The following is an 18986-nucleotide window of genomic DNA, read 5'->3' as shown; positions in this document are numbered from 1 at the left end:
CCCATGCCCGACCCGCAGTCCGCACCCGTCCACGGCGAGCCCGTCCTCCGGCTCGACCGGCTCGTCCGCACCCACGGCAGCGGCGCCACCGAGGTGCACGCCCTGCGCGGCATCAACCTCTCCGTCCACGCCGGCGAACTCGTCGCCGTCATGGGGCCCTCGGGCTCCGGAAAGTCCACGCTGCTCACCCTGGCCGGCGGCCTCGACACCCCCACCAGCGGGCACGTCATCGTCGAAGGCACCGACATCACCGCGGTGAACCGCAGGCAGCTGGCCGCGCTGCGCCGCCGCAGCATCGGGTACGTCTTCCAGGACTACAACCTCATCCCGGCCCTCACCGCCGCCGAGAACGTGGCACTGCCCCGGGAACTCGACGGGGTGTCCGCCCGCAAGGCCCGTGCCTCCGCCCTGGCCGCCCTGGAGGAGATGGGCCTCGGGGAGCTCGCCAACCGCTTCCCCGACGAGATGTCCGGCGGCCAGCAGCAGCGCGTGGCCATCGCCCGGGCCCTCGTCGGCGACCGCCGCCTGGTGCTCGCCGACGAACCCACCGGCGCCCTCGACTCCGAGACCGGCGAATCCGTCCTCGGCCTGCTGCGCGCCCGCTGCGACGCGGGCGCCGCCGGGATCCTCGTCACCCACGAACCGCGCTTCGCCGCCTGGGCCGACCGCGTGGTCTTCCTGCGCGACGGCAGTGTCGTCGACGAGACCCTGCGCAGCCAGGCCGACTCGCTGCTCACCGGGCAGGCGGCCGGCCAGTGAAATCCCCGTACCCCGCGTGGATCGCGGCCATCCGGATAGCCCGCCGCGACGCCTGGCGCGCCAAAGGCCGCAGCGCCCTCGTCCTCGCGATGATCGCCCTGCCGATCGTCGGGGTGAGCGCCGCCGACCTCACCCTGCGCAGCGCGGAGCTCTCCCCCCAGGAGGCCGTCACCCGGGAGATCGGCGCCGCCGACGCCCGGCTGCGCGACTCGGGCCTCGGCATACCCGGTTACCAGAACCGGGAGGGCAGCAACTTCATGCCCGTCGGCGGCTACGACGCGTACGACCCCTCCAAGGAGACGGATCCGCGGGCCCTGACCGCGACGCTCCCGGCCGGCGCCGAGTACCTGAAGGACAGCACCGCCCACGCCAAGATCCGCACCAAGTACGGCCTGCTCGACTCCGAGCTGCGCGAGATCGACGCGGCGAGTCCCCTGGTCGAGGGCATGATCACGCTGAAGCGCGGCCGACTGCCCCTGGAAGCGGGCGAGGTCCTCGCCACCACCGCCTTCCTGGAGAAGTCCGGCTTCTTCGTGGGCTCCGAGTTCCTCGCCCGCGGCTCGCACACCTGGTACCGGATCGTGGGTGCCTACGAGCTGCCCTCCGAGCTGGCGAAGACCGAGGTCCTGGCCCCGCCCGGCACGCTCCTCGGACCGCTGGACAAGGCCCTGCGGGACGCCGGGGTGCCCGGCGTGGTCGCCGAGGACACCTACCTCGTCAAGGTCGGCGGCGATGGTTTCACGTGGAACATGGTCAAGGAAGCCAACACGAAGAGCGTGGTGGTCGTCTCCCGCGCCGTGCACCTGCATCCGCCGGCCGACTCCGACGTGCCGTACCTGGTCCAGCAGAAGGAGCTGGGCTACTCCCTTCCGGACGACGGGCTCCCGGTGACCGAACTGGCCGTCCTGGCCACCGTCGTCGGCCTCGCGATGCTGGAGATCTGCCTGCTGGCCGGACCGGCCTTCGCGGTCGGCGCCCGGCGTTCGCGCCGCCAGCTCGGCCTGGTCGGCGCCAACGGCGGTGACCGGCGCCACATCCGGGCCATCGTGCTCTCCGGCGGCCTGGTCATCGGCGCGGCGTCCGCCGTCAGCGGCACCGTCATCGGCGTCGCGCTCACCGTCGGGCTGCGGCCGGTGCTGGAGGAGTACCTCGGGAAGCGCTTCGGCGGCTTCGAGTTCCGCCCGCTGGAAATCCTCGGCATCGCCCTGCTCGCCGTGGTCACCGGCCTGCTGGCCGCCGTCGCCCCCGCCGTCACCGCCTCCCGGCAGACCGTGCTGGCCTCGCTGACCGGCCGCCGCGGGGTCCGCCGGTCCAACCGGGTGCTGCCCGTCATCGGGCTGCTCGCCCTCGGCGCCGGCGCCGCGATCGCCCTGTACGGCACGGCCTCTCGGATGGGCGCCACGGTGGTCGCGGGCGGCAGCGCCCTGGCCGAACTGGGCATCGTCGCCCTCACCCCGGTGCTCGTCGGCCTGTTCGGCCGGCTCGGGCGCTGGCTGCCGCTGTCGCCGCGGCTCGCGCTGCGCGACGCCGTACGCAACCGGGGCCGTACGGCGCCTGCCGTGGCCGCCGTACTGGCCGCCGTCGCCGGAACCGTCGCGGTGGCCACGTACGCACACAGCTCGGACCTCCAGGCCCGCCACGACTACGTGGCCGAACTCCCCTACGGGGCCGGGCTGGTGGCGGTGCAGGAGAGCGGACGCCACAAGGACGTGCCCGCGGTGCGCGAGGCGCTGAACCGGGAACTCCCGCTCGCGGTCCGGGCGGACGTGGACTACATCTCGGTCGGCAAGGCCGGCTGTGAGACGTTCTCCACCGAGGACGGCTGCGGCCGGGCCGAGATCATCCAGCCCAAGGAGCAGCGCTGCCCGCTCTACGAGGCGAAGAACGGGCCCGGCTCCTTCACCGAGGAGCAGACCCGGGAGCTGCGCAAGGACTGGCGGTGCCGGATGAACCGGCACTCCTCGCGCTACGACACCGTCGTCGCCGACGAAAAGCTGCTGACGGTGCTCGCGGTCACCGATCCGGGTGCGGTGTCCGCCCTGAAGGCCGGCAAGGCCGTCTCCTTCGACAAGCGCAATGTGAAGGACGACAAGGTCACCCTGCGGCTGATCTCCAACAAGGATGCCGTCGGCCGGGAGCCCGGCGTGGACCCGCCCGGTGAGGACAAGGTCTTCCCCGTCCACCAGACCGCCGACACCGCCGAGGGCTACGGCATCGCGCTCGTCCTGCCGCCCGCCGCGGCCAGGAGCGCGGGGCTGTCCACCCTGCCGTTCGGCTCGTACTTCACACTGGACGGCAAGGCCACGAGCGAGCAGCGGCAGCGGCTCGACGGGCGGATCGACCAGATCGGCGTGGAGGCCCCCGTCACCATCGAGGCCGGCTACCAGGGCCAGGACGACATCGGCACGGTGGCCCTCACCGTCTTCGCCGGCCTGGTCACCATCGGCGCGGCCGGCATCGCCACCGGACTCGCCCAGGCCGACGCCGAGGCAGACCTGAAGACCCTGGCGGCGGTCGGCGCCGCGCCCCGGGTGCGGCGCACGCTCAGCGGCTTCCAGTGCGGGGTGGTGGCCCTGATGGGCGTCGTCCTGGGCACGCTGGCCGGGATCCTGCCGGCGGTGGGACTGCGGCTCGTCCAGCGCCGCGAGCGGGCCCACCTCATGGAGGCGGCCGGCGAACCCGGCGACGTGCCGTACGTGCCGATCGCCCTGCCATGGGAGACCTTCGGGTCGCTGCTGATCCTGGTCCCGCTGGGAGCGGCCCTGTTGGCCGCCCTGGTCACCCGGTCCGGCGGCGCCCTGGCCCGCCGCGCGGCGGCCTGACGGTCACTCGCTGTTCCCGCCCCCGTACAGGTTGGATCACGCCTGTACGGGGGCACACCGTGTGAGTACGAAGGTGTGCGAGACAATGACCGGCATGGAGATGCCGAGGAGTGAACGGTCGCAGGACAGTCCCCCGCACGTCCTGATCGTGGGACAGGACGGGATGGCGGTCGGCGGCGCCGATGACGAGTCGCGCGAGGTCCCGGTGACGGAGATGGTCGAACAGCCCGCCAAGGTCATGCGGATCGGCAGCATGATCAAGCAACTTCTTGAAGAGGTGCGCGCCGCACCTCTGGACGAGGCCAGCCGGGTCCGTCTCAAGGACATCCATGCCGCGTCGGTGAAGGAACTGGAGGACGGCCTGGCTCCCGAGCTCGTGGAGGAACTGGAACGCCTCTCCCTCCCGTTCACCGAGGAGGCCATCCCGTCCGAGGCGGAACTGCGCATCGCGCAGGCCCAGTTGGTGGGCTGGCTGGAGGGCCTCTTCCACGGCATCCAGACCGCCCTGTTCGCACAGCAGATGGCGGCGCGGGCCCAGCTGGAACAGATGCGCCGCGCCCTCCCGCCGGGCGCCCCGACGGACGACGAGGAGTCCCACGGCGCCATCCGCTCCGGCCCGTACCTCTGACCGCCCCCGCCCCGCCGCCGAGCGGCGGCACCCTCTGTCCGCAGGCCGGGCGGGGCCGCCCGGCGGCGGCCGGGCAAGTCCGGCCGCCCGGAGGCGACATCGCATACTCGGGGGTATGAGCTACGACGCGATCGTCCTCGCAGGCGGCGCCGCGCAGCGCCTGGGCGGGGCGGACAAGCCCGGCCTCCGCGTCGGCGGCCGCACCCTCCTCGACCGCGTCCTCGACGCCTGCTCCGACGCCACGACCACCGTCGTCGTCGGCCGGCGCCGTCCCACGGCCCGCCCGGTCCGCTGGACCGTGGAGGACCCGCCCGGCTCCGGCCCCCTCGCCGCGCTGGCCGCCGGCCTGTGCGGCACCACCGCCGACCGGGTCCTGGTCCTCTCCGCCGACCTCCCGTTCCTCGACCGGAACACGGTCCGCGCCCTCCTCGCCGCCCCCCTCGCCGAGGGGGCCGACGGAGCCCTGCTGCGCGACCCCACCGGCCGCGACCAGCCCCTCGTCGCCGCCTACCGCGCCGAGTCCCTGCGCCGCGAGATCGCCCTCCTCGCCACCGAGCACGGCAGCCTGTACGGCCTCCCCCTGCGCGCCCTCACCGCCGAGCTCGACCTGGCCAAGGTGACGGACACTGCGCCACTCGCCTCCTTCGACTGCGACACCTGGGAGGATCTCGCATCCGCCCGCGCCAGGATCAGAGAGCATGGAACCGTGCTGGACCAATGGATCACCGCCGTCAAGACCGAGCTCGGGATCGACCTCGCCGTCGACACCAAGACCCTGCTCGATCTCGCCCGTGACGCCGCCCACGGCGTCGCCCGGCCCGCCGCCCCGCTGACCACCTTCCTGGTCGGCTACGCGGCGGCCCACGCCGAAGCCACCGGCGCCGACCCCGCCACCGCCGTCGCCGAGGCCTCCCGCAAGGCCGCCGACCTCGCCCTGCGCTGGGCGGCCGAAGCCGGGCCCGACGCCGGCACCGGCACCGACGACAACCCCCCAGGATGACCCGGATGCCCCCCACCGACGCCGCCGACCACGCCCTGGACGAAGCCCTGGCCCTCGTCAGCCGCGACACCCGCTCCGGCCCGGCCGCGGACGGCGGCGGTGGCGGCGGCAGCCCCGCCACCACCTGGTCGCAGGCGCGGGAGACCGCCGTCCGCGCCGGATCCGGCGTCCGGCCCCGCAGCCACCGGGTCCCCCTCGCCGCCGCGCTGGGCGAGGTGCTGACCGAACCCCTGGAGGCCCTCACCGACCTGCCGTCCTTCGACACCTCCGCCATGGACGGCTGGGCCGTGGCCGGGCCGGGCCCCTGGACCGTCCGTCCCGGCGAGGGCGTGCTGGCCGGCTCCGAGCGCCCCGAGCCGCTCACCGACGGCCAGGCCGTACGGATCGCCACCGGCGCCCGGATCCCCGGCGAGACCACCGCCGTGATCCGCAGCGAGCAGTCCCGCGAGTCCGGCGCCCACCTCTACGCCGAGCGGCCCGTCCTCACCGGCCAGGACATCCGGCCGCGCGGCCAGGAGTGCCGCTCCGGGGACCTCCTGCTGCCGCCCGGCTCCCTCGTCACCCCGGCCGTCCTCGGCCTCGCCGCGGCCGCCGGGTACGACGAGCTCCCCACCCGGCCCCGGCCCCGCGTCGAGATCCTGGTGCTCGGAGACGAGCTGCTCACCGAAGGCCGCCCCCACGACGGGCTGATCCGGGACGCCCTGAGCCCCATGCTCGGCCCATGGCTGACCCGGCTCGGCGCCGAGGTCACCGGCACCCGGCGGCTCGGGGACGACCCCGCCGGAGCCCGGGCCCTGCTGGACGCCGTCACGGGCTCCGAGGCCGACCTGGTCATCACCACCGGCGGCACCGCCTCCGGCCCCGTCGACCATGTCCACCCCGTCCTGCTCCAGGCCGGTGCGGAGCTGCTCGTCGACGGGGTCGCCGTACGCCCCGGCCATCCCATGCTGCTGGCCCGGCTCGGAGACCGCGCCGACGGCCGCCATCTGGTGGGCCTGCCCGGCAACCCGCTCGCCGCCGTCTCCGGACTGCTGACCCTCGCCGAACCGCTGCTGCGCGCCCTCGCGGGCCGCCGCCGGCGTCCCCGCTACACGGCCCCGGTCCGCGACGACGTGCCCGGCCACCCGTACGACACACGGCTGGTCCCGGTCGTGCTGACCGACGAGCACGCCGTACCGCTGCGCTACCACGGCCCGGCGATGCTGCGCGGGGTCGCCGCCGCCGACGCGCTGGCCGTCGTGCCCCCGAACGGCGCGCGGTCCGGGCAGGACCTGGAGATCCTCGACCTGCCGTGGGTCGCGGGGGGATGTTTCACGTGAAACTCCCCGGCCAGGACGCGATGGCCCGGGGCGACGACGAGAAGCTGGTCTCCCGCCGCATCACGCTGCCCAAGCGCATCGTCGAAAGACCGTCGAAGCAGGTCGCCAAGCGTCTGCTGATGGCGCTGTTCGTCCTGTTCCTGACGGTCCTGATCGTCTGGCTCGACCGCGACGGCTACCACGACAACGCCGACGACGCCGTCGACCTGCTCGACTGCGTCTACTACGCGACCGTCACCCTCTCCACCACCGGCTACGGAGACGTCGTCCCGCACAGCGACAGCGCGCGGCTGGTCAACATCCTGCTGGTGACCCCGCTGCGCGTGCTGTTCCTGATCATCCTGATCGGCACCACCCTGGAGGTCCTGACGGAGAGGACCCGGGAAGAGTGGCGGCTGAACCGCTGGAGGAAGAACTTGCGCGAGCACACGGTCGTGGTCGGCTTCGGCACCAAGGGCCGCTCGGCCCTCCAGACGCTGCTGGCCACCGGCCTCGCCAAGGACCAGGCCGTCATCGTGGACCCCAGCGCCAAGGTGATCGACTCGGCCAGCTCAGAGGGATTCACGGGGGTGGTCGGCGATGCCACCCGCTCCGAAGTGCTGCTCCGCGCCGAGGTGCAGCGGGCCCGGCAGATCGTCATCGCCACCCAGCGGGACGACACGGCGGTCCTGGTCACGCTGACGGCGCGGCAGCTCAACCGCGGGGCGAAGATCGTCGCTGCGGTACGCGAGGAGGAGAACGCGCCGCTGCTGCGCCAGTCGGGCGCGGACGCGGTCATCACGAGCGCGAGCGCGGCAGGCCGGCTGCTGGGCCTCTCGGTGCTGAGCCCGAGCGCGGGCACGGTGATGGAGGACCTGATCCAGCAGGGCAGCGGGCTGGACCTGATCGAGCGGCCCGTGAAGAAGTCCGAGGCGGGCCGGGGCGTGCGGGAGACCGACGACCTGGTGGTGAGCGTGCTCCGGGGCCACCGGCTGCTGGGCTACGACGATCCGCACGCGAGTCCGCTCCAGCTGACGGACCGTCTCATCACCATCGTCCGCGCGCCGGTGGCCGAACTGCCGCCGCCGAAGTGGGGTCCGGCGTAGCCGTTCCCTTCGGTCGGTGCCCTGAGGCCGCGGTTGGCGTACCCTCCGGGCCATGCATGCGATCACCATCGAACAGCCCGGCGGCCCCGAGGCCCTCGTCTGGGCCGAGGTACCCGATCCGGTGGCCGGCGAGGGGGAGGTGCTCGTCGACGTCGTGGCCGGCGCCGTCAACCGGGCCGACCTCCTCCAGCGGCAGGGGTACTACGATCCGCCGCCGGGCGCCTCGCCCCATCCCGGCCTGGAGTGTTCCGGGCGGATCACCGCGGTCGGACCGGGCGTATCGGGCTGGGCCGTCGGCGACGAGGTGTGCGCCCTGCTCGCCGGCGGCGGGTACGCGGAGCGGGTGGCCGTTCCGGCGGGCCAGCTGCTGCCGGTTCCCGCCGGTATCGACCTGGCGACCGCGGCTTCGCTGCCGGAGGTGGCCTGCACGGTGTGGTCCAACGTCTTCATGGTGGCCCACCTGCGCCCCGGCGAGACGCTGCTCGTGCACGGCGGCTCCAGCGGCATCGGCACCATGGCCATCCAGCTGGCGAAGGCGGTCGGCGCGAAGGTGGCGGTGACGGCGGGCGATGCGCAGAAGCTGGCCCGCTGCAAGGAGCTCGGCGCGGACGTCCTCGTCGACTACCGCGAGCAGGACTTCGTCGCGGAGGTCAAGGCCGCGACGGACGGTGCCGGGGCAGACGTGATCCTGGACATCATCGGCGCGAAGTACCTGGCGCGGAACCTGGACGCGCTGGCCGTCAACGGCCGGCTCGCGGTGATCGGCCTCCAGGGCGGCGTCAAGGCCGAACTGAACCTGGGCGCCCTGCTGTCGAAGCGGGCGGCGATCACGGCGACCTCGCTGCGGGCGCGGCCGCTGGAGGAGAAGGCGACCATCGTCGCAGCCGTACGGGAGCACGTGTGGCCCCTGCTGTCGGCAGGGGTGGTCCGCCCGGTGGTGCACGCGGTCCTGCCGATGCGGGAGGCGGCCGAGGCGCACCGCATGATGGAGGCCGGCACGCACGTCGGCAAGATCCTGCTGACCACCTGACTGACCACCTGCCCACCTGCCGCTCGTGGTCCGGCCGCTCACCGCCTGAGTGCGGCGGCGACGAGCCCCTCCAGGGCATCCCGGGGAACCGGGGTGCCCGTCGGCAGGTGGTCCAGGACCAGGCCGTCCACGCATGCCAGCAGGCTGCGGGTGCGGCCGTCCGGGTCGGGCACCCCGTGCGCGGCGAGGAAGGCCCGGGCCAGCTCCCGTCCGGCGTTCTCGCGCGGGACGAGGATCTCCCGCAGCTCCGGGTCCCGGACGCTCTCCAGGGCGCAGGCGTAGCGGGCCAGCGAGCGCACCCGGCCTTCGCCCGTGAGCCGGGCCACCGTCAGCCCCTCCAGGGCGTCGGTCAGTTCGGCGGACGTGCGCGGGAACGGCATGCGCTCGCCGGCCTCCTGCAGTTCGGTCTGGTCCCGGGCGACGAGGCGGCGTACCAGCGCGGTCAGGAGGGCGGAGCGGGTCCGCAGGTAGGCCGAGGTGGTGCCCGCGGGCAGGCCGGCGGCCCGGTCCACGGCCCGATGGGTCAGCCCGCGCATGCCGGAAGCGGCCAGTACCTCGATGGCGGCATCGGCCAGGACGGTCCGTCGTTCTTCACTCACCCCCTCTTTCTACACCTGTAGAAGGCCGGGAGTACGCTTCTCCCCGAGACTTCTACAGGTGTAGAAAGAGGGGGTCCCGCCATGGGCAGGAGCAGCGGCACGGACAGCGGCAGGAGCAGCGGCCAGAACGCGGCCGGGGACAGCCTCAGCAGCGACGGCAGGACGGCCCTGGTGATCGGCGGGGGGATCGGCGGCCTCGCGGCCGCGATCGCCCTGCACCGCACCGGCTGGCAGGTCACGGTGCTGGAGCGGTCCGCCGTCCTGGAGGATGCGGGAGCCGGCATCTCGCTCGCCGCCAACGGCATCCGGGCACTGGAGGCGCTGGGTCTGGGCGAGGCCGTACGCCGGGCCGCCCACCCCCAGTACACCGGCGGCACCCGCACCCCCGACGGGCGGTGGCTCTCCCGTATGGACGGCGCCGCGCTGGAACGCGCCCTCGGCGTCCCCGTGACCGGCATCCGGCGGGCGCAGCTCCACCGACTGCTGCGGCAGGCGCTGCCACCGCACTGCCTGCGCACCGGAGTGACGGGCTCACCGGACTCGGCCGACGCCGATCTGGTGGTCGCGGCCGACGGAGTGCGCAGCGCGATCCGCACCCGGCTCTTCCCGGACCACCCCGGACCCGTCTACAGCGGTTCCACGGTGCTGCGCGCCATCACCGCCGAGCCGCTGGCCCTGGACACGGACTTCACGCTCACCTGGGGCCCCGGGGCGGAGTTCGGGCACATCGGGTTGCCCGACGGCCGCGCGGAATGGCACGCGGTCCTGGCGGCCCCGGCGGGAGTGCGCCATCCGGACCCCGTGGCCTTCCTCGGCCGCCGCTTCGCGGGCTGGCACGAGCCGACGGCCCGCCTGCTGGCGGCCACCCGGCCCGAGGACGTGCTGCACCACGACATCCACGAGCTGGTGACCCCGCTGCCCTCGTACGCCCTCGGCCGGGTGGCGCTGCTCGGCGACGCCGCGCACGCGATGACACCGAACCTGGGGCAGGGCGCGTGCCAGGCCCTGGAGGACGCGGTGGTCCTGGCGGCCGAGGTGTCGGCCGGCCCGGACGTGGAGACGGCCCTGCTGCGCTACGACGCCGTTCGGCGGCCGCGTGCGCAGGCCGTGGCCCGGGCGGCCCGCCTGGCCGGGCGGATGGGGCACCGGCTCAGCCACCCGCTGGCGGTCTCCCTGCGGAACCGGGCCCTGCGGCTGGCCCCGTCCGGGGCCACCGTCCGGGCGATCCTGCGCCACGCGGACTGGGCCCCGCCCCGGCTCCCGCCGGCGCCCTGCGGCGCCGGCGGGGACGGTCACAGCGAACGCAGCAGCACCGCCGGGGACTCCACGCAGTCCGCGACATAGCGGAGGAAGCCGCCCGCCGTACCGCCGTCGCAGACCCGGTGGTCGAAGGTCAGCGACAGCTGGACCACCTGGCGCACCGCCAGCTCGCCCGCGTGGACCCACGGCTTCGCCACGATGCGGCCCACGCCGAGCATGGCCGCCTCCGGGTGGTTGATGATCGGCGTCGAGCCGTCGACCCCGAACACCCCGTAGTTGTTCAGGGTGAAGGTGCCGCCGGTCAGGTCCGCCGGGGCCAGCTTCCCGGCCCGTGCCACCTCGGTCAGGCGGGCGAACTCCGCCGACAGGGACTCGGCACTGCGCACGTGGGCGTCGCGGACCACCGGGACCACCAGACCGCGCTCGGTCTGGGCCGCGAAGCCGAGGTGGACGGCGGGCAGCCGGACGATCTCGTTCGCCGCCAGGTCGACGGTCGAGTTGAGCTCCGGGTAGCGCGCGAGCGCCGCCGTGCAGATCCGGGCGAGCAGCGCCAGCACCGAGACCTTCGGCCCGCCCGCGGCGTTCATCGCGGCCCGCGCCGCCATCAGCTCGGTGGCGTCCGCGTCGACCCAGCACGTGGCGTCCGGGATCTCCCGGCGACTGCGCGAGAGCTTCTCGGCCACCGCGCCGCGCAGCCCCTTGAGCGGGATGCGCTCACCGCCGGCCGCCGCGGCGGCCGGAGCGGCCGCGACCGGCTGCGGCTCCTGCTGCGGCGCCCGCAGCGCCGCCTCGACGTCCGCCCGCAGGATCAGGCCCTCGGGCCCGGAGCCGCGCAGCGCGCGCAGGTCGATCCCGTGGTCCCGCGCCAGCTTGCGCACCAGCGGCGAGATCACCGGCACCGGCCCGGCGGCGACGGGCACGGCTGCGGCCGTGACCGTGACCGCAGCCGTGGTCGTGGCGGCGACCGGCGCCGCGGCCGCAGCAGTTGCTCCGGCAGGAACCGGCGCGGCGGAGCCTGGTCGCACCCGCCTCCGACGCGCCGTGCGCGAGTGGTCGGTCCCGTAGCCGACCAGCACGTTGCCCGACCCCGAGCGCTCGGTCTCCTCCGGGGCGGGCGACCCCGACCCGGCCCCGGCCCCCACCGCCACCGTGATCAGCGGTGCTCCGACGGGGAGTTCCGTGCCCTCCTCCCCGAAGCGGGCGGTGACCACACCGCCGTAGGGGCACGGAACCTCCACCATCGCCTTGGCCGTCTCGACCTCGACCACGGGCTGGTCGACGGCGACGACATCGCCCACCGCGACCAGCCAGCGGACGATCTCGGCCTCGGTCAGGCCCTCCCCGAGGTCGGGGAGCTTGAACTCCATTACCTGCGGCATCAGTTCTCCCACTGCAGGCGGGCCACGGTGTCCAGGATCCGGTCAACGCCGGGCAGATGGTGCTTCTCCAGCATCGGCGGCGGATAGGGGATGTCGAAGCCCGTCACCCGCAGCACCGGCGCCTCCAGGTGGTGGAAGCACCGCTCCGTCACCCGAGCGGCGATCTCCGCGCCCGGTCCGCCGAAGCCGTTCGCCTCGTGCACCACCACCGCGCGCCCCGTACGCCGTACGGACGCCACGACGGTCTCCTCGTCGAAGGGCACCAGCGAGCGCAGGTCCACGACCTCCAGGTCCCAGCCCTCCTCGCGCGCCGCCTCCGCCGCCTCCAGGCACACCGGAAGCGAGGGGCCGTACGTGATCAGAGTCGCGCTCGTCCCGGTCCGCCGGACCACCGCCTTCCCGATGCCCGGCACGGCGGCCGGCGCCTCGGGGTTCCAGTCCGCCTTCGACCAGTACAGCCGCTTCGGCTCCAGGAAGACGACCGGGTCGTCGCTGGCGATCGACGCGCGCAGCAGCCCGTAGGCGTCCTCGACCGTCGCCGGGGTCACCACGTGCAGGCCGGGCGTCGCCACGTAGTACGCCTCGGAGGAGTCGCTGTGGTGCTCCACCCCGCCGATCCCGCCGCCGTACGGCACGCGGATGGTGATCGGGAGCGGCATCGCGCCCCGCGTGCGGTTGCGCATCCGCGCCACGTGCGAGATCAGCTGCTCGAACGCCGGGTACGCGAACGCGTCGAACTGCATCTCCACGACGGGCCGCAGCCCGTACATGGCCATGCCCACCGCGGTGCCGAGGATGCCGGCCTCCGCGAGCGGCGTGTCCGTGCAGCGGTCCTCGCCGAACTCCTTCGCCAGGCCGTCCGTGATGCGGAAGACCCCGCCCAGCGTCCCGACGTCCTCGCCCATCACGTGGACCGCCGGGTCCTCGGCCATCGCGTCCCGCATGGCCCGGCCGAGCGCCTGCGCCATCGTCGCGGGCTTCGCCGCCGCCTTCACCGCGGACTGCGCCGCCACCGTCGTCACGACTGCTCCTCCGCTTCGGCCGCTTCCGCCTCAAGCTCGGCCCGCAGCATCCCGGCCTGCTCGCGCAGCCGCTCCGTCTGCTGTGCGTACACGTTCTCGAACAGGTCCATCGGGTCGAGGACCGGCTCCGCGTTCATCCGTTCCCGCAAGGTCGCCGCCATCTCCTCGGCGGCGTCCTTGGCCGCCCGTATGCCCTCCTCGTCCAGCAGCCCGCGCGCGGTCAGCTCGCGCTCCAGCAGGTCCACCGGGTCGTGGGCCTTCCAGGCCTCGACCTCGGCGTCGCCGCGGTAGCGGGTTGCGTCGTCGGCGTTGGTGTGGGCCTCGATGCGGTAGGTGACGGCCTCGATCAGCGTCGGTCCGCCGCCGGCCCGGGCCCGCCGGACCGCCTCGGACAGCACCTCGTGCACGGCGGCGATGTCGTTGCCGTCGACGAGGCGGCCGGGCATCCCGTACCCGACGGCCTTGTGGGCGAGGGTGGGGGCGGCGGTCTGCTTGGCCAGCGGGACCGAGATCGCGAAGCCGTTGTTCTGGACGAGGAAGACCACCGGGGCCTGCCAGACGGCCGCGAAGTTCAGCGCCTCGTGGAAGTCGCCCTCGCTCGTCCCGCCGTCGCCCACCAGGGCGAGGGCGACCACGTCGTCGCCGCGCAGCCGGGCCGCGTGGGCCAGGCCCACCGCATGCGGCAGCTGGGTGGCGAGCGGGGTGCACAGCGGGGCGATGCGGTGCTCGTGCGGGTCGTACCCGGTGTGCCAGTCGCCGCGCAGCAGGGTCAGCGCCTGGACGGGGTCGAGCCCGCGGGCCACGGCCGCGAGGGTGTCGCGGTAGCTCGGGAAGAGCCAGTCCTGCTCCTCAAGGACCAGCGCGGCCGCGATCTCGCAGGCCTCCTGGCCGACGGTCGAGGGATACACCGCGAGCCGGCCCTGCCGGGTGAGGGCGGTGGCCTGGGCGTTGTAGCGGCGGCCGCGCACCAGCTCGGCGTAGCAGCGGCGCATCAGCTCGGGGTCGAGCCCGTCGGCGGCCGGCGTGCCCAGCACCCGGTACGGCTCGGGGTCCGGGAGCAGCGGCGCGGCGTCCGTACGGGGCCTCCAGGCGGGCGGCGGGGTGGAGCGGTGGGACGCACCGGCACCGGGCAGCTCTTGGACCGTCATGGCGGCGTGCACCTCCTCGTGGGAAGCGGGCAGGGGGTACCCCGGATGTGAGGCCCCTCACCAACCGATTGTTCGGTTGTCTGCGCAATTTGGCTACAGGCGGCTCCAGGCTGTGGACAAAGTGGCTCCGGGGCCCTGGGATGGATGCAGGACGTCCAGGAGAGTGAGGCAGTGGCCCATGTCGGATGAACAAATGGCCGCGGCGGGAGCTACCGCCGGTAGCGCACCGGCGGGCCCGGGGGGTGCCGGCGCGGTCCCACAGGTGCCGCCCCGTCCCCTGGATCCCATCGACCGTTCCATCATGCGACTGCTCCAGGCGGACGGCCGGGCGTCCATACGCTCGGTGGCGGAGCAGGTCCACGTCTCCCGCGCCAATGCGTACGCCCGGATCAACCGGCTCATCGACGACGGGGTGATCCGCGGCTTCACGGCCCGCATCAACCACGAACGGGCAGGCCAGGGTGCCTCCGCCTACATCACGCTGAAGATCGTCCAGAATTCCTGGCGCACGGTCCGCGAGAAGCTGAGCGAGCTCCCGGGCGCGGCGCACATCGCCCTGGTCAGCGGCGATTTCGACGTCCTCCTGCTGGTCCACACCCCGGACAACCGCACCCTGCGGGAGCTGGTCCTCACCCGCCTCCAGTCCATCCCGGAGGTCCTCTCGACCCGCACCCTCCTGGTCTTCGAGGAGACCGACCTGCTGGCCCCGGGGCCCCCGGCGGGTGCCCCGGCGATCGCCGAGGAGTAGCGCGAAGCGCCCCGGGGACGGCCTGGCAGGGCCGTTCCCGGGGCGCTTCGGAGAGCACTCGCGCCGCAACGGAGCACTCACGCTGCACGGAGCACTCGCCGGTGGATCACTTCGTCTCGTAGTACCCGAAGATGTCGACGATGAGGTCCGTGGTGTTGAAGCTCTGGTTCCAGAAGTCGACGACCCCGTTGACGCCGCCGGAGCTCGCCTGGACCAGGTTGGGGACCGTCTTGCCCGGCGTCCAGTTCAGGGTGGACGAGGTGGGCCGGGTCAGCTGGACCTCGGTGCCGTTCTCGTACTGGTCCGGCGTGTTCGAGTCCGGGGCGACCGAGAGGAACCCGCTGTCCTTGGTGTTGGTCACCGTGGTGTTCAGGACGTAGCCCGCGATGCCCTGCTCGCCGTGGGAGATGGGCATCCAGATGTAGCCGCGGGCGTACATCGGCCCGTAGCCCCAGGAGCGGGTGTCGAGCATCCGGTGCGGGGTGACCGACATGAAGGAGCCCGCGCTGTCCGGGCTGTAGTAGCCGACGACGTCGACGATGACGTCGGCCCCGGCCCAGGCGCCGTTGAAGATGTTGACCTTCCCGTCGGGGCCGATCGGGACGATCACCGAGTTGGCGACGGTCTGGCCTGCCCGGAAGTTCACGTTCGAGGTGTTCGGGGCCTGCTGGCCGCTCGGGTAGGCCGTCAGGTGGCCGTCCTCGCGCGGGTTGGTGACGGTCACGTTCAGCGCCACGGCGGTGGCGCGCTCGGGGACGTACGAGCCGCCGAGCTGGACGCCGATCGAGCTGCGGCCCGCGACCTGGCGCGGGGGCGCGCCCAGACCGGAGCGGGTGTCCACGGCGCGGACCGGGGTCATCGGCGTGTAGCCGCCGGCCGCGGTGCGGGTGAAGTAGCCCGTGGCGTCGGCGATCAGGTCCACCGACTTCCAGCTGCCGTTGTACAGCTCGACGGTGCCGTCCTTGCCGACCGGGACGACGACCATGTTCGGGACGGTCTGGCCGGCCTCGAAGTTCAGGTTCGAGGTGGTCGGACGGGTGCCGCCGCCGGGGAACGCCGTGACGTGCCCGGGGGTTGCGGTGTTGGTGGCGGTGACGTTGAGGGCCACGGCGGTGACCCCGGCGGGGATCTTGCCGTTTCCGCCGATCTGGAGCTTGACCGAGGTGTACGGGGCGACATATCCCCGCGGGGCTCCGATGCCGTCCCGGGTGTCCAGGAGACGGGTCGGCGCGTACGGGGTGAACTCCGAGCCGACCGTCGACAGCGGAAGCGTGTTGACGACCTCGGCCTGGTTCGCGGCGTCCGTCACGGTGACCTTGACGTTGTACTCGCCGAGCTCGGCGTAGCTGTGCTTGAACGACACCTCCAGGCCGGGGGAGGCGTTGGTGGCGTCGGTCGTCCCGTCGCCCCAGTCGTAGGTGACGCGGAGCGTCGCGCCCGGGGAGCTGAGGACCTGGGAGCGCAGCTCCACGCCGTGCGCGGAGATGCTCTGCGCGTCGAGGACGAGGCCCAGGTCCGGGTTGCCGGCGGCCGCGTCCACACCCTGGGCGGTGGCGGCCGCCTTGTCCTTGGCCGCCGGCAGCGCCTTGCGGACCGAGTGCTCCTTCGGGCTGTGGAAGGTCTTGACGTCGGACCCACCGAGCGCTGACAGGTCCGTCGCGGGAGCGGACACCCCCTTGGCCCCCGGTGCGGCCGGGCCGGCCGCCTGGGCCGTGCCCGCGACCAGGCCCATGCCGATGCCGGTCGCGGTGACCACGGCGACGGCGGAAAGTACGAGACGGCGATTGCGCACCGGCCCCCCCATTTTCATTTTTGAACGTGCTCAGGAACGAGTGGGGTTCAGCCTACCCGCCGCGCGGGGGTTGTCCGGACACATTTTCGGTCGATCGCCGCACGGCCCGGCCCGGCCGGCTACGCCGCCGTGCGGCGCAGGCCGTCGAAGGCCATGTGGACGACGGTGTCGGCCAGTTGGTCCGGGCTGGTGCCGGGGTGCGGGCGGTACCACTCGACCAGGGAGTTGACCATGCCGAACAGCAGGCGGGTGGCCAGGCGGATGTCCACGTCCGCGCGGAGGTCGCCCTCGGCCGCGGCGGCCTTGAGGAGGTCCGCGACCTGGTGGTCGAACTCGCGGCGGCGCTCCAGGGCCCACCGCTCGGTGCGGGTGTTGCCGCGCACGCGCAGCAGCAGCGTCACGTACGGGAGCTCCGCGACCAGCACCTCGACCGTGCGCCGCGTGACGTACTCCACCCGGTCGACGGCCCGCCCGCGTACCGCCCCGGGCTCCTCCAGTACCGCGAAGAGGCCGTCCAGCGCGCGGCTGACGGCCCGCTGGAGGAGCTCCTCCTTGCCCGCGACGTGGTGGTAGATCGAGGACTTGGAGATGCCCGCCGCCTTGGAGAGGTGCTCCATGGACGTGCCGTCGTAGCCGCGCTCGTTGAAGACCTGCACCGCCACGGACAGCAGCGTCTCAGGGGTGTACGTGTCCCGTTTGGCCGTCGTCATTCCGAGTCCTCCCCCTCGTCGGCCTCCTGGCCGTCCTCCGCGTAGCCCAGCTTGAACAGCGCCAGCGAGGGCGCGTAGCGGCCGCCCGGGCAGCGCTCGTCGAGGTGGTGGAGCAGGTCGTACGCCCAGTCGCGGCCGAGCCGGTCGTGCCACTCGGACGGGCCCAGCGGGTAGTTCACGCCGAGCCGCATCGCCGTGTCGATGTCCTCGGGGCTGGCCACGCCCCGGGCGACGGCGTCGGCGGTCAGGTCGATCAGCATGGCGACCGTGCGGGCCACGATCATGCCGGGCACGTCGCCGATGACGGAGACCTGCTTGCCGAGCTTCTGGAACAGGCCGACGGCCTCGGCGAGGGTCCGCTCACTGGTGTCCGCCCCGGCGGACAGCGCGATGCGGGTGGCGCCGCGGTAGTCGAGCGCGAGGTCGAAGTAGACGACGTCGGCGAACTCGACCGAGGTCTTGCCGTCCGCGAGGACGAGCTGCCCCTCGCCGGGCAGCTGGATGTACGGGCCCCCGTGCTCGGCGGTGGTGACCGCGATCCCGGCTTCCTCCAGCAGCTCGACCAGCCCGGCGGCCGGTCCGAGATCACCGACGACGGTGACCTTGTCGGGGGCTTCCTCGGGGCCCGCGGTGTGCGGGGCCGGTGCGGCGGCGCCCGGGCCGTACGGGAACCAGCCGTGTCCCGACTTGCGGCCCAGGCGGCCCGACTGGACCAGTCGGCGCTGCGCGAGGGAGGGCGTGAACTTCGGGCTGCGGAAGAAGGACTCCCACACGGAGCGGGTGACGGCCTCGTTGACGTCCTGGCCGATCAGGTCGGTCAGCGCGAACGGGCCCATCTTGAAGCCGCCGCACTCGCGGAGCACCGCGTCGATGGTGGCCGGGTCGGCGCCCTGCTCCTCGTACACCGCGAAGGCCTCGGCGTAGAAGGGGCGGGCGATCCGGTTGACGATGAAGCCGGGGGTGTCGGCGCAGCGGACCGGCGTCTTCCCCCAGCCCAGCACGGTGCGGTACGCCAGGTCGGCGGCGGCCGGGTCGGTCGCGTGACCGCTGACCACCTCGACGAGGGGGAGCAGCGGGGCCGGGTTGAAGAAGTGCAGGCCGAGGAAGCGGCCGGGGTGCCCCAGGTCCGCGGCGAGCTCGGTCACGGAGAGGGAGGAGGTGTTCGTGGCCAGCACGGCCTCGGGCGAGACGACCTCTTCGAGGGCGGCGAACAGGGCGCGCTTGACGTCGGCGTCCTCGACGACCGCCTCGATCACGAGGGCGGCGTCGGCGAGGTCGGCCAGCGCGTGCGCCGATCCGATCCGGCCGATCGCGTCCTCGGCCTCGGCGTGATCGAGGCGGCCCTTCGCGGCCATCCGCTCGACGCGGTCCTGGACGATGCCGACGCCGTCGGCGGCGAGAGCGGCGTTGATGTCGTAGATCAGCACCCGGTGACCTGCGAGGAGGGCCACCTGGGCGATTCCCTGGCCCATGGTGCCGGCGCCGATGACCGCCACAGTGCGGGACCGCTCGATTGCTGTCATGGCTCTGATCCTCCCGCACGGGGTTGTCCACAGGTCTGGCGGGCCCTCTTGTCCCGACCGATCGTTCGGTTACTCTAGCTCCAGTCTGCTCTTCTTCACCCGCCCCTGCCTGATCTCAGGACTGCGAACCAGCCTGATCTTGCCCGGCTCAACGAGGAGTTG

The 18986-nt window shown here is 73.5% G+C and carries 16 protein-coding genes; 9 read left to right on the top strand and 7 right to left on the bottom strand.

Going from position 1 to position 18986, the window contains the following annotated elements; translation table 11 throughout:
• Window positions 1-3: 3 nt before the first annotated feature.
• From AC0666_RS07920 to AC0666_RS07890, 7 genes are all read left to right on the top strand, one after another.
• Window positions 4-759, top strand: coding sequence for an ABC transporter ATP-binding protein (locus AC0666_RS07920; protein ID WP_361714671.1), 756 nt, complete (start codon window positions 4-6; stop codon window positions 757-759).
• Entirely contained in the window at window positions 756-3581 is a 2826-nt protein-coding gene (locus AC0666_RS07915; protein ID WP_478707272.1) for an FtsX-like permease family protein, read from the top strand. Before AC0666_RS07920 ends, AC0666_RS07915 begins: the two co-directional genes overlap by 4 nt.
• A gap of 94 nt (window positions 3582-3675) precedes the next feature.
• Complete coding sequence (locus AC0666_RS07910) at window positions 3676-4209, top strand: bacterial proteasome activator family protein (protein ID WP_361714665.1); 534 nt, start codon at window positions 3676-3678, stop codon at window positions 4207-4209.
• A gap of 115 nt (window positions 4210-4324) precedes the next feature.
• The gene (locus AC0666_RS07905; RefSeq protein ID WP_478707271.1) at window positions 4325-5209 is read left to right on the top strand and encodes an NTP transferase domain-containing protein; all 885 of its coding nucleotides are present in this window, start codon (window positions 4325-4327) and stop codon (window positions 5207-5209) included.
• Window positions 5206-6528, top strand: a complete 1323-nt coding sequence (locus tag AC0666_RS07900) for a molybdopterin molybdotransferase MoeA (protein ID WP_478707270.1) — start codon at window positions 5206-5208, stop codon at window positions 6526-6528. Before AC0666_RS07905 ends, AC0666_RS07900 begins: the two co-directional genes overlap by 4 nt.
• Window positions 6516-7613: a potassium channel family protein gene (locus tag AC0666_RS07895; RefSeq protein WP_478707269.1), complete on the top strand. Its 1098-nt coding sequence runs from the start codon at window positions 6516-6518 to the stop codon at window positions 7611-7613. Before AC0666_RS07900 ends, AC0666_RS07895 begins: the two co-directional genes overlap by 13 nt.
• A 52-nt stretch (window positions 7614-7665) precedes the next feature.
• Entirely contained in the window at window positions 7666-8643 is a 978-nt protein-coding gene (locus tag AC0666_RS07890) for an NAD(P)H-quinone oxidoreductase (RefSeq protein ID WP_468965981.1), read from the top strand.
• Between the two features lie 38 nt (window positions 8644-8681).
• Here AC0666_RS07890 and AC0666_RS07885 read toward each other — a convergent pair whose 3' ends face one another.
• Window positions 8682-9242: a TetR/AcrR family transcriptional regulator gene (locus AC0666_RS07885; protein WP_478707268.1), complete on the bottom strand. Its 561-nt coding sequence runs from the start codon at window positions 9240-9242 to the stop codon at window positions 8682-8684.
• Between the two features lie 81 nt (window positions 9243-9323).
• Between AC0666_RS07885 and AC0666_RS07880 the strand changes: the two genes are divergently transcribed.
• Window positions 9324-10586, top strand: coding sequence for an FAD-dependent monooxygenase (locus tag AC0666_RS07880; RefSeq protein WP_478707267.1), 1263 nt, complete (start codon window positions 9324-9326; stop codon window positions 10584-10586).
• Here AC0666_RS07880 and AC0666_RS07875 read toward each other — a convergent pair.
• Genes AC0666_RS07875 through pdhA form a run of 3 tightly spaced genes read right to left on the bottom strand, consistent with a single transcriptional unit; the run spans window position 10535 to window position 14051 of the window.
• Entirely contained in the window at window positions 10535-11881 is a 1347-nt protein-coding gene (locus tag AC0666_RS07875) for a dihydrolipoamide acetyltransferase family protein (RefSeq protein WP_468965991.1), read from the bottom strand. The two genes, AC0666_RS07880 and AC0666_RS07875, sit on opposite strands and share 52 nt — an antisense overlap.
• A complete protein-coding gene (locus AC0666_RS07870) occupies window positions 11881-12849 on the bottom strand; it encodes an alpha-ketoacid dehydrogenase subunit beta (protein ID WP_361714790.1) in 969 nt (322 codons plus the stop codon). Before AC0666_RS07870 ends, AC0666_RS07875 begins: the two co-directional genes overlap by 1 nt.
• A 50-nt stretch (window positions 12850-12899) precedes the next feature.
• The gene (gene pdhA / locus AC0666_RS07865) at window positions 12900-14051 is read right to left on the bottom strand and encodes a pyruvate dehydrogenase (acetyl-transferring) E1 component subunit alpha (RefSeq protein ID WP_468583182.1); all 1152 of its coding nucleotides are present in this window, start codon (window positions 14049-14051) and stop codon (window positions 12900-12902) included.
• A gap of 178 nt (window positions 14052-14229) precedes the next feature.
• On the opposite strand from pdhA, the gene AC0666_RS07860 reads away from it, so the two are divergent.
• Window positions 14230-14799 (top strand): Lrp/AsnC family transcriptional regulator, encoded by a 570-nt coding sequence (locus AC0666_RS07860; RefSeq protein WP_468583183.1) that lies wholly within the window; start codon window positions 14230-14232, stop codon window positions 14797-14799.
• A gap of 106 nt (window positions 14800-14905) precedes the next feature.
• On the opposite strand, the gene AC0666_RS07855 is transcribed toward AC0666_RS07860, so the two are convergent.
• From AC0666_RS07855 to AC0666_RS07845, 3 genes are all read right to left on the bottom strand, one after another.
• The gene (locus AC0666_RS07855) at window positions 14906-16591 is read right to left on the bottom strand and encodes a PKD domain-containing protein (RefSeq protein ID WP_478707266.1); all 1686 of its coding nucleotides are present in this window, start codon (window positions 16589-16591) and stop codon (window positions 14906-14908) included.
• A 119-nt stretch (window positions 16592-16710) separates the two neighbouring features.
• Window positions 16711-17301, bottom strand: coding sequence for a TetR/AcrR family transcriptional regulator (locus AC0666_RS07850; RefSeq protein WP_468965999.1), 591 nt, complete (start codon window positions 17299-17301; stop codon window positions 16711-16713).
• A complete protein-coding gene (locus AC0666_RS07845) occupies window positions 17298-18824 on the bottom strand; it encodes a 3-hydroxyacyl-CoA dehydrogenase (RefSeq protein WP_468966002.1) in 1527 nt (508 codons plus the stop codon). Before AC0666_RS07845 ends, AC0666_RS07850 begins: the two co-directional genes overlap by 4 nt.
• Window positions 18825-18986 lie beyond the last annotated feature (162 nt).

This window comes from Streptomyces sp. NPDC043680 (genome assembly GCF_056436685.1).
The sequence above is the reverse complement of the archived record's forward strand: the minus strand, read 5'-3'. Positions and strand labels throughout refer to the sequence as shown.

Bases quoted from the DNA above. Each gene is read 5' to 3' on its own strand.
- AC0666_RS07920 (WP_361714671.1), top strand. From the start codon at position 4: ATGCCCGACCCGCAGTCCGCACCCGTCCACGGCGAGCCCGTCCTCCGG.
- AC0666_RS07910 (WP_361714665.1), top strand. From the start codon at position 3,676: ATGGAGATGCCGAGGAGTGAACGGTCGCAGGACAGTCCCCCGCACGTC.
- AC0666_RS07905 (WP_478707271.1), top strand. From the start codon at position 4,325: ATGAGCTACGACGCGATCGTCCTCGCAGGCGGCGCCGCGCAGCGCCTG.
- AC0666_RS07900 (WP_478707270.1), top strand. From the start codon at position 5,206: ATGACCCGGATGCCCCCCACCGACGCCGCCGACCACGCCCTGGACGAA.
- AC0666_RS07895 (WP_478707269.1), top strand. From the start codon at position 6,516: ATGTTTCACGTGAAACTCCCCGGCCAGGACGCGATGGCCCGGGGCGAC.
- AC0666_RS07890 (WP_468965981.1), top strand. From the start codon at position 7,666: ATGCATGCGATCACCATCGAACAGCCCGGCGGCCCCGAGGCCCTCGTC.
- AC0666_RS07880 (WP_478707267.1), top strand. From the start codon at position 9,324: ATGGGCAGGAGCAGCGGCACGGACAGCGGCAGGAGCAGCGGCCAGAAC.
- AC0666_RS07875 (WP_468965991.1), bottom strand. From the start codon at position 11,881: ATGCCGCAGGTAATGGAGTTCAAGCTCCCCGACCTCGGGGAGGGCCTG.
- AC0666_RS07870 (WP_361714790.1), bottom strand. From the start codon at position 12,849: ATGGCGCAGGCGCTCGGCCGGGCCATGCGGGACGCGATGGCCGAGGAC.
- pdhA (WP_468583182.1), bottom strand. From the start codon at position 14,051: ATGACGGTCCAAGAGCTGCCCGGTGCCGGTGCGTCCCACCGCTCCACC.
- AC0666_RS07860 (WP_468583183.1), top strand. From the start codon at position 14,230: ATGTCGGATGAACAAATGGCCGCGGCGGGAGCTACCGCCGGTAGCGCA.
- AC0666_RS07850 (WP_468965999.1), bottom strand. From the start codon at position 17,301: ATGACGACGGCCAAACGGGACACGTACACCCCTGAGACGCTGCTGTCC.
- AC0666_RS07845 (WP_468966002.1), bottom strand. From the start codon at position 18,824: ATGACAGCAATCGAGCGGTCCCGCACTGTGGCGGTCATCGGCGCCGGC.